Source organism: uncultured Campylobacter sp. (genome assembly GCF_938041645.1).
Lineage (GTDB): Bacteria > Campylobacterota > Campylobacteria > Campylobacterales > Campylobacteraceae > Campylobacter_B.
Genome location: NZ_CALIST010000045.1, coordinates 1 through 14,727, shown reverse-complemented (window position 1 = coordinate 14,727; position 14,727 = coordinate 1). Strand labels below are relative to the sequence as shown.

The 14,727-nt window shown below is 48.5% G+C and carries 13 protein-coding genes, 1 tRNA gene and 1 pseudogene; 12 read left to right on the top strand and 3 right to left on the bottom strand.

The genetic code is table 11. The annotated features are described in order from the left end of the window. The 3 genes from Q0600_RS06680 to Q0600_RS06670 all read right to left on the bottom strand — a co-directional run bounded on the left by Q0600_RS06680 (position 1) and on the right by Q0600_RS06670 (position 2,002). On the bottom strand, positions 1-1,434 hold the full coding sequence (locus Q0600_RS06680) for an acetyl-CoA carboxylase subunit A (RefSeq protein WP_298758397.1): 1,434 nt from the start codon (positions 1,432-1,434) through the stop codon (positions 1-3). Positions 1,435-1,549: 115 nt separating this feature from the next. Beyond that, a tRNA-Leu gene (locus tag Q0600_RS06675) sits at positions 1,550-1,636 on the bottom strand. A gap of 69 nt (positions 1,637-1,705) precedes the next feature. After that, entirely contained in the window at positions 1,706-2,002 is a 297-nt protein-coding gene (locus tag Q0600_RS06670) for an HU family DNA-binding protein (protein ID WP_177389243.1), read from the bottom strand. A 327-nt stretch (positions 2,003-2,329) separates the two neighbouring features. On the opposite strand from Q0600_RS06670, the gene Q0600_RS06665 reads away from it, so the two are divergent. The 12 genes and pseudogenes from Q0600_RS06665 to Q0600_RS06610 all read left to right on the top strand — a co-directional run bounded on the left by Q0600_RS06665 (position 2,330) and on the right by Q0600_RS06610 (position 14,607). Next, positions 2,330-3,007 carry a response regulator transcription factor gene (locus Q0600_RS06665; protein WP_298758396.1) on the top strand — a complete coding sequence of 226 codons (678 nt, stop codon included), beginning with the start codon at positions 2,330-2,332 and terminating at the stop codon, positions 3,005-3,007. A gap of 488 nt (positions 3,008-3,495) precedes the next feature. Further along, the gene (locus Q0600_RS06660; RefSeq protein ID WP_298758394.1) at positions 3,496-4,737 is read left to right on the top strand and encodes an ArsS family sensor histidine kinase; all 1,242 of its coding nucleotides are present in this window, start codon (positions 3,496-3,498) and stop codon (positions 4,735-4,737) included. A gap of 50 nt (positions 4,738-4,787) precedes the next feature. Continuing rightward, entirely contained in the window at positions 4,788-5,180 is a 393-nt protein-coding gene (locus Q0600_RS06655) for a cytochrome C oxidase subunit III (RefSeq protein ID WP_298758391.1), read from the top strand. Then, on the top strand, positions 5,177-6,448 hold the full coding sequence (gene hemL, locus Q0600_RS06650) for a glutamate-1-semialdehyde 2,1-aminomutase (RefSeq protein WP_298758388.1): 1,272 nt from the start codon (positions 5,177-5,179) through the stop codon (positions 6,446-6,448). The genes Q0600_RS06655 and hemL overlap by 4 nt, the downstream gene beginning before the upstream one ends. Positions 6,449-6,479: 31 nt before the next feature. Next, a complete protein-coding gene (locus Q0600_RS06645; RefSeq protein WP_298758385.1) occupies positions 6,480-6,776 on the top strand; it encodes an AtpZ/AtpI family protein in 297 nt (98 codons plus the stop codon). Next, a complete protein-coding gene (locus tag Q0600_RS06640) occupies positions 6,773-8,005 on the top strand; it encodes a hypothetical protein (protein ID WP_298758382.1) in 1,233 nt (410 codons plus the stop codon). Before Q0600_RS06645 ends, Q0600_RS06640 begins: the two co-directional genes overlap by 4 nt. A gap of 353 nt (positions 8,006-8,358) precedes the next feature. After that, positions 8,359-9,411: pseudogene (locus Q0600_RS06635) on the top strand (quinone-dependent dihydroorotate dehydrogenase); the annotation flags it as partial. 992 nt (positions 9,412-10,403) lie between these two features. Further along, positions 10,404-11,657, top strand: a complete 1,254-nt coding sequence (locus Q0600_RS06630) for a pitrilysin family protein (protein WP_298758379.1) — start codon at positions 10,404-10,406, stop codon at positions 11,655-11,657. After that, entirely contained in the window at positions 11,650-12,546 is an 897-nt protein-coding gene (gene dapA / locus Q0600_RS06625) for a 4-hydroxy-tetrahydrodipicolinate synthase (RefSeq protein ID WP_297880386.1), read from the top strand. Before Q0600_RS06630 ends, dapA begins: the two co-directional genes overlap by 8 nt. Further along, complete coding sequence (locus Q0600_RS06620; RefSeq protein WP_297942168.1) at positions 12,547-13,326, top strand: enoyl-ACP reductase; 780 nt, start codon at positions 12,547-12,549, stop codon at positions 13,324-13,326. It abuts the gene before it with no gap. Beyond that, entirely contained in the window at positions 13,323-13,874 is a 552-nt protein-coding gene (gene pgsA / locus Q0600_RS06615) for a CDP-diacylglycerol--glycerol-3-phosphate 3-phosphatidyltransferase (protein ID WP_298758442.1), read from the top strand. The genes Q0600_RS06620 and pgsA overlap by 4 nt, the downstream gene beginning before the upstream one ends. 94 nt (positions 13,875-13,968) lie before the next feature. Next, positions 13,969-14,607 carry a PAS domain-containing protein gene (locus tag Q0600_RS06610; protein ID WP_298758373.1) on the top strand — a complete coding sequence of 213 codons (639 nt, stop codon included), beginning with the start codon at positions 13,969-13,971 and terminating at the stop codon, positions 14,605-14,607. Positions 14,608-14,727: the final 120 nt, after the last annotated feature.

Below are 14,727 nucleotides of genomic sequence, written 5' to 3'. Positions count from 1 at the left end.
CTAAATCCGCGCAGATTTACGCATCGCAGCGATGATAGCGGCGATCGCTTCGTTTTTATTCGGCTGCATATCGTCGATGGTGTTTTCTAAAATTTTATCTAAATTTTTCTCGACGTAGCTCGTGTCGAAAAAGCCGAGTCGAAATTCGCGAGACTTGCTTATGCTAAGCAAAAACGGAATAATCGTGCGCACCCCCTCGATACGAAACTCCTTCAGCGCGCGCTCTAGTTTATTGACGGCTAGATCGTAGTCGGTGGTTTTTATGATGAGCTTGGCTAGAAGCGAGTCGTAAAACGGCGGAATTTTATAACCCTTGTAGATGTGGCTATCGACACGCACCGAAGGACCTAGCGCGGGATAATAATCGCTAACGGTGCCGGGAACCGGGGTGAAATTTTTCCAGACGTTTTCGGAGGTAATACGCGCCTCGATCGCATAGCCGTGCGGCTTAATATCGCTTTGTTCAAGCTCTAAAATTTCGCCGTTTGCGATGCGGATCTGGCGCACGACGAGATCGACGCCCGTGACCTCCTCAGTGATGCCGTGCTCGACCTGGATACGGGTATTCATCTCCATAAAATAGAAGTTGTTGTAATCGTCAAGCAAAAATTCCACCGTGCCGACATTGGTATAATTCACCGCTTTTGCCGCAGCTACCGCGGTCGTACCCATAGTCTTACGTAGATGCTCGCTAATGGAGGGGCACGGCGCGATCTCGATGATCTTTTGATGGCGGCGCTGGATCGAACAATCGCGCTCGCAAAGGTGGATAATGTTTCCGTAATTGTCGCCGATAATCTGAAACTCGATGTGGCGCGGCTTGACGACAAGTTTTTCCATAAAAATTTCATCGTTATTAAAAAAGGTCTTCGCCTCTCTCGTGCACGAGTCATAGGCGCTCTCCATATCTTTTTCGTCCCACACCTCGCGGATACCGCGTCCGCCGCCGCCGCCGCTAGCCTTTAAAATCACGGGGTAGCCGATCTCGCGCGCATATTTTTTGATCGTATCCATGCTCTCGTGATTTAGCTTTTCGGTGCCGGGCACGATCGGGATACCGTTTTTGCGCATCAGATAGCGAGCGATGTTTTTATTGCCCATTTTGCGGATAACGTCGGGTTTTGGACCGATGAAAATAATGCCCGCGTCTTCGACCTCTCTTGCAAAGTCATAATTCTCGCTCAAAAAGCCGTATCCAGGATGTATCGCATCGGCACCGCACTCTTTGGCGACTTCGACGATCTTTTTAGCGTCCAGATAGCCTTTTAGCGCATCGGTGCTGACTTCGTAGGCCTCGTCGGCGATTTTTACGTGTAAGCAATCGACGTCGGGTTTGGTGTAGATCGCGACGCTTCCGATATGCAGATCTCTGCAGGCTCTAATGATGCGAACCGCGATCTCGCCGCGATTGGCGATAAGAATTTTACGTATCATAAATAATTGCCTCTTTTAAAGAAATACCGCAGTAATAATAGTATAAAAAATTTTATAGCAAGTTGAAATTTGCAAAAGGCGGTTGAAATTACAGATAAAATTTAAAGAAGATTTATGGTGCCCGAGGTCGGAATCGAACCGACACGAGGTCGCCCTCGCCAGATTTTGAGTCTGGTGCGTCTACCAATTTCACCACTCGGGCATTTAAAAAGTTATGATTGTATAAATTTAAAAGAGAAAAGCCCCGAAGACGGGGCTTGGAGCAAGAAAATTATTTTTTCTTCTTGCCTTTTGCAGCTGCAACAGCCTCTTTTAGCTGTTTACCAACTTTAAATTTTACTACTTTAGTAGCAGGAGATTTGTAAGTTCTGTTTGTGCCAGGAACTTTACCCTCGCGAGCCGCACGCTCTGCGATGCCGAAAGATCCGAAGCCGATGAAGCTTATGTCATCACCTTTTACCAAAAGCTCTTTGATAGCCTCAAGTGCAGAATCAACTACCTTAACGGTATCTTTTTTAGAAAGACCTGCCTTCTCGGCAACTACTTGGATAAAATCAGCTTTTTTCATGCTAATCCTTTAAAATAAAGTGGTTTCGGCGGTATTCTACAATAGTTTCGCAAAAAATACAATAGTTTTTTAAGAAAAAAACGCAAAAATCGGCAAAATTTAGCCGAATTTAGCCCAAATTCGTCAATTTTTCAGATTTCGCTTTTTTAAATTTCAAAATTCCGCCATATTTTTGGGGCTGATTTTTGAATTTTCGCCCGGTTTCGAAAAATTTCAAAATTTCTCCCCTCCGCGTTTCATTTTTATAAAATTTCGCCCAAATTTGCCGCTTTAAAATATATAAACTATATTTTGTTATAATCCGCGCAAAATTTCAAAGGCTTTTTTATGACTAAAATTTTAATGATAGAGGACGATTTAGAACTCGCCGAAATTTTAAGCGAATATCTGCAACAATACGATATCAATATTACCGTCGCGGACGATCCGTTTTTGGGGCTTTCTAAGTTAAATTTAGAAAATTTCAACCTCGTGATTTTAGATCTCACGCTTCCTGGGATGGACGGGCTTGAGGTCTGCAAAGAGATCCGCAAAAACACCGATATACCGATCATAATATCAAGCGCCCGCCACGATCTGACCGATAAGATCAACGCTTTTGACTTCGGCGCGGACGATTATCTGCCAAAGCCCTATAATCCGCAAGAGCTTTTAGCGCGCATCAAACGCCACATCGAGCGCTACGACATAAACTCCATTCAGCGCGCCGCAAAGCCAAAAAAAGACCTCGAAGTGGATGATTTCCGCCACGTCATCAGCTTCAAAGGACAGCCACTATCGCTCACCATCGCCGAATACGACGTGCTTTCGTATCTCATCAAAAAGGAAGGCGGCGCGATCACCCGCGAGGAGCTCATCTACAACTGCAGCTCCATAAGCGAGGAATCCTCGAGCAAAAGCATCGACGTCATCATCGGTCGCATCCGCTTAAAGCTCGGCGAAACGTCCAAGGCGCCCAGCTACATCCACGCTATCCGCGGCGTAGGTTATAAACTAATACAATGAGCGGACTTGCACTATAGACGAGCTTGCGCGATGAAATTTAAATGCTCGCAGTTTTAAAGCTTTAAATTTAATTGGTCTTGGTGCGGCAAAATTTAAATCGCAAGTCGGTCCGCGCGATTTTGCCCTTTAAATTTAAGACGCCTCAACTGAAGCGTTAAAATTTTACGATAAAATTTTGTAGTTATAAATTTAGCACGCGACTGGATGCGCGTGGAATTTTATCGTCGAATTCGGCAAGCAGTTCGGCTCTACGCGCAAGACGAGTTGTAAAAGACAGAGCCCATGGCAACGAAAGGGTAAATTTTAAAAATTTAAAGCGGCGCGGCTATTAAATTTAAAAGCGCCCTGCTTTGCAATGAAATTTTAAAATTTACGCGCTGTAAATTTAAAGCCGAGCAAGCCGTAAGCCGGTCTGCGCATTAAAGCCAAAGCAAGCCCGCGGCTTCAAAGCTTTGAAATTTTAAAAATTTAAGGATCATATAAATTTAATGAAAGTAAGATCGTCGATTTTTTATACCATCACGTTCATCTTCGCGCTCGCTGCCGTGGGCGTTTCGCTCGCTCTACTCTGGCTCATCGGCTACGATCAGCAAAACTACACCCGCGAGCTAAACTCCAAGTACTCCATCGTCGCGCGCGCGAACCTATATCAGATGAGCAAGCTCATCAGCGATGTCGAATACGAACGGCAGGTCGCAAATTTCGAGTTTTCGACCATCCGCGATGAAGCCAAGCGCGATGAGATCATTAAAGGCGCCGAAATTTTAGATAGCATCTCCGCAGACATCGGCTCTGCGGACATCTTGCTTTTTAAACGCAAACACTACTTAAAAATCACTCACGCTGGAGAGACGCGGCTTTTAAACGACAAGGAGTATCAGCCCTACCGCTACGATATTTTCAAAGCGATCTACGGCGTCATCTTGGTAATCATCCTGCTTGCGTATATTTTCATCATCCGCAAAATTCGCCCTCTTCGCAAGCTCAAGCGCCAGATCGATAAATTTGCTAAAGGCGATCTTCGGATCAAGGACGTAAGCGTAGGAAACGACGAAATTTCCGAGGTTTCGCACGCATTTTACGAGGCGGTCACGCAGATAAACAAGCTTAACGAATCGCGCCATCTGTTTTTGCGAAACATAATGCACGAGCTCAAAACTCCCATCACAAAGGGTCGCATCGCCGTCGAGATGATCGAGCACGGTAAAAATCAGGAGCGTCTCATCTCGGTCTTTGAGCGGCTGGAGAGCCTAATCAACGAATTTGCGGCAGTCGAGCGCGCGACTGCGGGCACGGCGCTAGTCGAACGAGGAATTTTTCCCATGGATGAAATTTTAAAAGAAGCTCTCTGCATCGCGATGATCGAGCCCTGCTGCGTCACGCTGCAAAATCCGCTAGGCCTAAGCTTAAACGTCGATCTGAAGCTCTTTTGCGTCGCGGTGAAAAATTTAATCGACAACGCCGTCAAATACGCCTCAGACGGTAAAATTTTAATCCGCCTAAACGCTGAAACGATGGACTTCATAACGCTCGGAGAGCCACTACAGAAAGACTTTAGCTACTACAAAGAGGCTTTCGTCAAGGGCACGAACGCCAAACAAAGCTTCGGCCTGGGGCTCTACATCGTCGATAACATCGCTAAGGCACACGGACTAAAATTCCTCTACCGCAGGCAGGATGAGCTAAACGTCTTTTATTTCGAGGGAATCGAAAAGATAGCGACGTTATGAAATTTAAGCACATTTTTTATATTATTGCGCCAAAAATTCGAAACGAGAAGATGCGAAATTTCATATTTTTAGCGCTATTTTTAACCGCAACCATATTTTTTCTGCCTCGCGGCGCACAAGCCGAGAGCTTCATCACCGACGAGGAATACGGTGCGATGCTCTATAAAAACCCCCGCGGCATCGGCTGCGACAAGTGCCACGGCGAGAAGGGCGAGGGCTCGCTAATCGCGACGTATAAAGAATTTAACCGCACCTCGGGCGCCTACTACGAGCGCGCCCTAAATGCGCCGCCGATCAACGCTCTCTCGCTTCAGGAGCTCGCCGACGGGATCAGCAGCTCGCGCGACGTGATGCCAAGCTACTTCTTGACGCAAAACGAGATCATCATCATCTACAAATATATAAAGTCGATAAATCAACCAAAAAAGAAGGAGAAAAAATGAATAATCACGACGAATTTTTAGCAGCACAAAAACTTATCCCGGGCGGCGTCGATTCGCCGGTGCGAGCATTCGGCAACGTAGGCAGTGAGCCTTTTATGGTGGATCGCGGCGAGGGCTCGTATATCTACGACGTCGAGGGCAAAAAATATCTCGACTTCGTGCAGAGCTGGGGTCCGCTCATCTTCGGTCACGCCGACGCAGACATCGAGCGCGCCGTCGTGCAAACCGCCAAAAAGGGGCTAAGCTTCGGCGCATCCAGCCCGCTTGAGACGCAGCTTGCCTCGCTCGTGCTAAAAAATTTCGATTTCCTAGATAAGATCCGCTTTACCAGCAGCGGCACGGAAGCCACGATGAGCGCGATCCGTCTTGCGCGCGCCTTTAGCGGACGGGATAAAATTCTAAAATTTGAGGGCTGCTACCACGGCCACAGCGACAGCCTGCTCGTCAAAGCGGGCAGCGGCGCAAGCACCTTCGGTAACGCAAGCAGCGCGGGCGTACCGCAGGACGTCGCAAAAAACACCTACCTAGCCAGATACAACGACATTCAAAGCGTTAAAGACGTCCTAGCGCAAAACGACATCGGCACGATCATCATCGAGCCTATCGCGGGTAATATGGGCCTAGTACCCGCTGATCCTAAATTTTTAACCGAGCTTCGCGCGCTGTGCGACGAGAAAAAGATCGTGCTGATAATCGACGAGGTAATGAGCGGCTTTCGCGCGAGCGAGCTAGGCAGCTACGGCATCTACGGCGTCCGCGGCGATCTGGTAACCTTCGGCAAGGTCATCGGCGGCGGTATGAGCGTGGCGGCGTTTGCGGGCAAGCGCGAAATCATGGATATGATAAGCCCGCTAGGAGCGGTGTATCAAGCAGGCACGCTAAGCGGGAACCCCGTCGCAATGGCTGCGGGCATCGCCAGCCTAAGTAAAATTTACGCTAGCAGCGGCCTTTACGAAAGGCTCGGCGAGCTAGCACGCAGGTTCACAGACGGGCTTTGCGCCATAGCAAATCGCCGTGGCATCGCGCTGCAAACCGCCTGCGTCGGCTCGATGTTCGGTTACTTTTTCGCGGATGAAGAGGTGCGCGACTATGACGGCGCCTTGCGAGCAGACACCGCGCGCTTTGAAAAATTTCACGGCGAGATGATTAAGCGCGGCGTATTTTTGGCACCTAGTCAGTTTGAGACGGGCTTCATCTGCGCCACGATGGACGAATCGCAGATCGACTTTGCGCTAAACGCGGCAGATGAAGCGATGGCGGCGCTTTAAGGGCTGCGTTTTAAAATTTTACGGATTTTAGATGAGAGTAACGAAAAATTTAAACAAAATCGTAAAGGGCGCCTGCGACATCAGCCTAGGCATCTCAATCGTCGTAGCGATCGGCATCGGCGTAGCGATCGGGCTTGGACTACGGCGCCTCACGGGCTCGCTGCTTCTGCTCTGGCTTGGCATCGCTATCGGCATCGCAGCGGCGTTTTTGAACGTTTACCGCGCGTGCAAGGCGCTAAATTCGAGCCTAAAGGAGCTTGAGGACGATCCGAAATACAAGGCGGATCCGAAAAATTTCGACGACGACGAATTGGATGAGCGGGATTGAATAGGCGATTTTTGCTCATATACTGCGCGCTAAACGCGGCGTTTGTCCTGCTTGGGTTAGCGCTTTGCGGCGCAGGGTTTTTCGGCTCGGGCTCTTTCGGCGTGCGGGCGCTTGCGTGGCTTCTTAGCTTGGAGGCCGGATTTTTGGGCGCATTCGGCGCGGTATATTTTTCGTTTCGCGCTTACCGAAACAAGATAGAAGATGAGCTAAGAGCCGGTAAATACGATGAAATTTTGCAGCAAAGCTCTAAAAATTCCGCAGGTTTCATAAGCGGCGAAACTTCCGCAAACGATACGAATTCCGCAAGTCTTGGTGGCAAAAACCGAGGCGGCGCGAGCGGCGGCGATGAAATTTCATACGGCAAAACTTGCGGCGGCGAAATTTTAAAGAGCGAAAATTTTAGCGGCGCAAATTCAGGCGTCGAAATTTTAAACGCGCAAAATTCCGAAGACGCCGTAAATTTCACTAGCGGCGAGACCCGCATCGAAAACGGCGATAGTTGCGTCACGCACGATGAGACCGCCGCTGGGTGTATCGCAAACTCCACCGAGTGTACCGCAAGCTCCGCTGGGTGCGCCGCAAACTCCGCCGTCGACGAAGATACCGAAAATTTCGCCGCCGAGTACGGCAGAGCTTCCGCTGGCGAGCGCGACGTAAATTCTACGAAGAGCGACGACAAAACCTCCGCTTGCGACGCGACCGCCTTGGAACACGCCGCCGATAAATTTAATATGAATGTCAGCGCGACTTGCAGCGACTCATACGGCGGCATAAGCGACGAAGCTAGCGATAGTTCGCAAGGCGACATAGGCGAGCGTTGCGGCGACTTGAAAAATGTAGTGAGCAGAGATCTGGGCGGCGGCCTAGATAGCAGCGAGTGGAGCGGCGGTGCAGGTAACAGCAATCGTGGCGGCGATGTAGATAGCAGCGAGCCGGGCGACGGTACGAGCGATTTTGGAGGCGGGATTGGCGGCGCGCACGATGGATCAAAGGATGATTTCGAAGGCGCGGACGATTTTGAGGGCGAGCTTGAGCGGAGCGAGGTTCGGAGTAATTTTGCGGGGGCGTTTTTCTCTCCGTTTAAAATTCTATCCTACGCGGCGCTCGTAGCGGCGATCTACCTGCTTGCCAAGCTGTCCTTGCTAAACCCGCTAGCGATTATTTTGGGCGTTACGATCATTCCTCTGGGCACGATGATCGCTGCCTTCGGCGGCAAAGACGCGCGCTAAAGCTCAAACGGCGCGAGCAGAACGCTTTAAATTTTAAAATTTAGCTTGGGCGGGATTGAGCGCAGATCTGACGCAGGATAAAATCGCGGCAACGCCCGCCATCGCGAGCTGTATTGCAGACACCGCGCATTTTGATATGTATCGCAGCTCGCTAAATTTATAAAATTTGCGCCGCGCATCTTTGAACTTCTGCGTAAATTTAGATCGACGCGGCAAATCGTAGAAATTTTACCGGCATTTCTCGCATAATTCTAAAACTAAATTTAACCGTCGCAAATTGCAATTCAGCGCGAAATCCTTATCTATATTTAATTAAATTTTAGCTACCATTACGCAAAATTTGAGGAAAAATTATGAATTATGATACCTTGAAAAAGATCTTTTTTCGATTTGATCCAGAAACCGCTCATAAGATCGCAGAATTCGGACTTCGCGCGCTCTATGCGACCCCGGGCGGACTTGAAGCTTTGGCAAAATTTGGCGTTTACAAAGATGAAATTTTAACTCAAAATATATGGAATCTCAGCTTCGATAACCCCGTAGGTATCGCGGGCGGCTTTGACAAAAACGCCACGATGATCGCGCCGCTGGCGGCTCTTGGCTTCGGACACATCGATTTTGGCACCTTTACGCCGCGACCTCAAAGCGGCAACGAAAAGCCGCGACTTTTTCGCCTCGTTAGCGAGCAGAGCATTCAAAACGCGATGGGCTTTAACAACGAGGGCGCCGATGTTATCGAGCGTCGCGTGCGAAAAATTTATCCTTTTAAAATCCCTATCGCCGCAAATATCGGCAAAAATAAGGCTACCCCGAACGAGGATGCGCTGAGCGATTATGAAGCCTTAGGTCGTAAATTTAACGGGCTTTGCGATTTTTTCATCATCAACGTAAGCTCGCCGAACACTCCAAATCTGCGCGCTTTGCAAGAAAACAGCTTCATAAGCGAGCTGATCGGAGCGATGAAAAAAATCACAAACAGACCGCTCGTCTTAAAGCTGGCGCCCGATATGAGCGCGGATCAGGCGATCGCACTGTGCGAGTGCGCGGTGCAAAGCGGCGCAAGCGGCATCATCATAAACAACACCAGCGTCGATTATTCTCTAAGCCCCAACGCTAGGGACTTCGGCGGCATAAGCGGTAGGCTGATCACAGAAAAATCGCGAAAGCTTTTCGCACAGGTCGCTCACGAGCTCTTCGGCCGCACGGTCCTAATCAGCTGCGGCGGCATAGACAGCGCGCAGGAGGCCTATGAGCGCATCAAATCGGGCGCGAGCCTGGTTCAAATTTTTACCGCCTTTATCTTCAAAGGCCCGTTCGTCGCAAAATCGATCAACGAGGGGCTAGCGGAGCTTTTGCGCGCAGACGGCTTCAATAACATAAGCGAGGCGGTTGGGGTAAATTTAAAAGATCGCGCGGGCGAAGGATACGGCATCAGAGGCGATCAGGCCGAAAGTCGCGGCGACGGCGCGGATTTGCGCGCTTACAAAAATAAAGACGCGGAAGCTAAAGCGGATAAAATTTCGAGTGCGACCGAAGGCAAGGAAACGGATGAAATTTCAAACGCGCCCGAAAGCAGGGATGCGGACGAAAATTCTAACGACGGCAAAAGCGAAATATCGAGCGTCCAAGTCAATGAAATTCTCGCCGCTAAAACAGATGAAATTTCGAGCGCTCAAACAAACTCAATCTCCAAAGCGGATGAAAATTCCGGCACTTCGGCAAATTTAAACGCCTTGGTAAGCGCAGATACCGCGACGGATCAAAGATCAATCGAGCAAAGCGGTGCGGAGAGCGAAAATTCCGAGGTTAAAAATACAAAACGAAACAGCGCAAAGAGCAAGAATTTAGAGACTAAAAGCGCAAAGCAAGGCGGCGCCGATGAGAAGCAGGATAAAATTTCAAAAACTACCTCCAAAAGCGGCGCGAATCAAAAACAAAGTCAAATTTCAAAAAGCGGCGCAGGTTCCAAGCGCGGTAAAATTTTAAAAAATACTTCGCAGAATGACGCCGTACAGGATAACGCCTCGCAGCAGAAGGACGCTGAAGCTAAAAATCTCTCGAAAAGCAATGCAAAAAGCGAGAATTTAGAGGTCAAAAACGCAAAACAAAGCAGCGCGGCGAGCAAAACCGCAAAAACAAAAACCGCGCCGAAAAATAAAACCGCGACCAAAGCCGCGTCAAAAAACGACATAGAAAGCAAAAATTCTAAAACTAAAGCCACGCCGAAAAATAGCGCAGAAAGCAAAAGCTCCAAGGTCAAAAATGCAAAGCAAGGCAGCGCCAAAACTAAAAATGCCGAGGCCAAAGAGACCAAAGAGCTTAAAGAGGCCAAAAAAGCGAGCGGCGCCCAAGACGCGGAGCAAAACTCAAGCAAAAAACGAAAGGCGAAAAAAGATTAATGTTTCCGAAATTTAAGAAAATCACGCTGCAAAACGGGCTTCAAATTTATCACATCCCGATGAATAAAGGCAGCGGCGTCATCAGCGTGGATGTCTTTTACAACGTCGGCTCGCGCGACGAGGTGATGGGCAAAAGCGGCATCGCGCACATGCTGGAGCATCTAAATTTTAAATCCACGAAAAATCGCAAGGCAGGCGAGTTTGATGCAATCGTAAAGGGCTTTGGCGGCGTAAATAACGCAAGCACGGGCTTTGATTACACGCACTATTTCATCAAGTGCGCGAACTCAAATTTAGAGCTCTGCTTGGATCTTTACGCCGACATAATGCAAAACTTAAGCCTCAAAGACAAAGAATTTCAGCCCGAGCGTAAGGTCGTGCTCGAGGAGCGGCTGTGGCGCACCGATAACGATCCGTTCGGATACCTATTTTTCAGGCTCTATAACGCCGCGTTTTTGTACCATCCGTACCACTGGACGCCGATCGGCTTTCGCAAGGATATCGAAAACTGGAGCATCAAAGACATCAAGGAATTTCACGCTAAATTTTATCAGCCGCAAAACGCCGTGTTGCTGATCACCGGCGACATCGGCGAAAAGGCGGCGTTTGATGCGGCAAAAAAATACTTCGCGCCCGTAAAAAACAAAAGCGAAATTCCGAGCCTTCACTGCACCGAGCCCGTGCAGGACGGCGAGAAGCTTAGCATTATTTACAAAAACAGCGAAGCGCAGATCGTTGCAGTCGCCTTTAAAATTCCGCCGTTTAACCACCCTGACGCCGCGGCGATCAAAGCGATGGATATATATCTTAGCGGCGGCAAGAGCTCGCTTTTACAGCGCGTGCTGGTCGATGAGAAAAAGCTCGCCAATCAGATCAATATCTACGATATGAGCGGTAAGGACGAGAATTTATTTATAGTCTTTGCCGTTTGCAACCAGGGCGTAAGCGGCGAGGCGCTAAGAGATGAAATTTTAGCGCTGATCGAAAAAGCCAAAAAAGCTAAAATAAGCGACAACGATATGCTAAAGATCAAAAACACCCTAAGTAGCGATCTGATCTACTCCCTCGACAGCGCTAGCAAGGTAGCGCAGATGTACGGCAGCTACATCGTCCGCGGCGATCTGGACGCGCTATTTAGGCTGGAGCGCGAGATCAAAAGCCTTGATAAAAACGCGGTTAAAAAAGCGATGAAGACCTATCTAAGTCTCAAAAATTCCACGAGCATTATCTTACGAAAGGAAAACGATGAATAAAAATGTCATAATCGGCTCTATGACGGCGCTGATCACGCCTTTTAAAGAGGGCAAACTCGACGAGCAGACCTACTCCAAGCTCATCAAAAGACAGATCGCAAACGGCATAAGCGCGGTCGTGCCCGTAGGCACCACGGGCGAGAGCGCGACGCTGACGCACGACGAGCACCGCGTCTGTATCGAGATCGCCGTAGATGCGTGCAAGGGCACGGACGTCAAGGTGCTAGCGGGCGCGGGCAGCAACGCAACTCACGAAGCGATCGGGCTCGCGCAGTTTGCGCAGGCTCACGGCGCGGACGGAATTTTATCCGTAGCACCCTACTACAATAAACCCACCCAAAAGGGGTTGTATCTGCACTACAAGGCGATCGCAAGCTCGGTAGATCTGCCGGTGTTGCTCTACAATGTCCCAGGACGCACCGGCTGCGATATCGCCGCAGATACGATCATCAAGCTTTTTAACGATTGCGAGAACATCTACGGCGTCAAAGAAGCTAGCGGCAGCATCGATAAATGCGTTGATCTACTCGCGCACGAGCCGCGCCTTAGCGTGCTTAGCGGCGAGGATGCGATCAACTATCCGATCCTAAGTAACGGCGGCAAGGGAGTGATCTCCGTTACGGCAAATTTACTGCCCGATTACACGGCGAGACTAACGAAATTTGCGCTGCAAAATGAGTTTTTAAAAGCTAAGCAGATCAACGACGATCTCTACGCGATCAATAAAATTTTATTCTGCGAGAGCAATCCGATCCCGATCAAAGCGGCGATGTATATCGCGGGTCTGACGCCGAGCTTGGAGTACCGCTTGCCGCTTTGCGAGCCGAGCGCGGAAAACCTCAAAAAAATAGAAAACGTAATGAAACAATACACTATCAAAGGATTTTAATTGACGAACGAATTTAAAGGAAAAACGCTAGTTATCAGCGGCGGCACGAGAGGCATAGGCAGGGCGATAGTTTTGGAATTCGCAGCTGCGGGAGCAAATATCGCCTTTACGTATAATTCCAACGAGGAGCTAGCGACTTCGCAAGCAGCCGAGCTTGAGAAGGCTTACGGCATCAAGGCGCGCGCTTATGCGCTCAATATCTTAGAGCCCGAGACCTATAAGGAGCTATTTGCCAAGATCGACGAGGATTTTGCGCGAGTGGATTTTTTTATCTCAAACGCCATCATCTCGGGTCGCGCGGTCGCGGGCGGATACACTAAATTTATGAGGCTAAAGCCGCGCGGTATCAACAATATCTTTACCGCGACCGTAAATGCCTTCGTCGTGGGCGCTCAAGAGGCAGCAAAGCGCATGGAGGCGGTAGGCGGCGGCTCGATCATCTCGCTTAGCTCCACGGGAAATTTAGTCTATATCGAAAACTACGCGGGTCACGGCACGGCAAAAGCCGCCGTTGAAGCGATGGCGCGCTACGCCGCAACCGAACTCGGCGAGAAAAACATCCGCGTAAACGTAGTAAGCGGCGGACCGATCGAGACGGACGCACTGCGAGCCTTTACCAACTACGAAGAGGTACGCGATAAAACCGCCGAGCTTAGCCCACTAGGACGTATGGGGCAGCCGGAGGATCTGGCGGGAGCATGTTTATTTCTATGCTCGAGCAAAGCTAGCTGGGTGACGGGGCACACCTTCATCGTCGACGGCGGAACGACCTTTAAATAATGCTAAATTTACCCAATATTTTAGCGAGCTTTCGCGTTGCACTGGCGCCGCTGTTTTTCTGGCTGATCTTACTAGCAGGCCATGCGAACGGCGGCATGGTGGGCTCTGTGCACGTCAGCTGGATCGATTATTTCGCCGCACTGGTCTTCGTCATCGCCTCCGTTACGGACTTTTTCGACGGATACATCGCGCGCTCTTGGAACCAAAAAACGAGACTTGGCGCCATCATCGATCCACTCGCCGATAAGATGCTAACTCTTGCGGGCTTTTTGGGGCTTATGTTTATCGGGCGCGCCAGTGCTTGGGCGATCTACTTAATCCTAATCCGCGAGTTTTTTATCACGGGCCTTCGCGTGGCGATGGCGGGCGACGGCGTAGAGGTCGCCGCGTCGATGGCGGGCAAGGTAAAGACGGTCTTTCAGATGATCGCTATCGGCTGGCTAACGATGCAATGGCCCTATGCAAACGCCCTACTCTGGATCGCAGTTGTACTGACGCTATATTCGGGCTTTGAATATATTTTGGCCTACGCGCGAGCAAAACATTGAACTAGGTTGTATAATTGTGTTTAAATTTAAACTTTATTGTGCTAGTTAAAATGACTGCTACTTAATCTTTATAATTTTAAACGAGGTATGAAATATGACTGATGATTTAAAAAGACAGTATGAAAAATTGATAAAATTTTTAGGCAAAGTTCTTGGTCAGAACTACGAAATAGTTTTGCACGATATAAATCAAAAAGGCTCAAGCGTAGTAGCCATCGAAAACTCTCATATTAGCGGGCGTAGTATAAACTCTCCACTAACGGGTTTTGCTTTGGAGCTTATCCAATCAAAAAAGTACCTCGAATGCGATTATATAACCAATTATAAGGCAAAAACTAGTTCAAATTTAAAGATCAACGGCTCGACCTTTTTTATAAAAAATGGACAAAATATCGAAGGAATGCTATGTATAAATTATGACGGAAGTAAATTTGAAAAGCTTTCAAACGATCTTTTAAAGCTTGCAAATTTAACTGCACAAGATACCAAAACAAGCGCTCAAGACGCAATAGAGCAACTTAGCGAAAATATAGAAGAGATAATAGAGGATATACTAAAAAGGCATGATCTAAACGCGAGCGATACAAAGCCTAAAAATAGAGCTAAGTGTATTAAAAAGCTTTATGAAAACGGAATTTTCAACGTCAAGGGATCGATACCCAAAGTGGCCAAATATCTAAATATCTCAGAACCGAGCGTTTATCGTTATTTACAAAAAAATCAAAACGACTAACGTTATTGTATAAAATTTTTTGACCAACATGCTTAGTCGTTGCTTTGATTAAATTTTATCTAAATTTAATAATTTTTTATCAAATTCTTTTAAATTTGAGAAAAAGGCGATTATACTTGT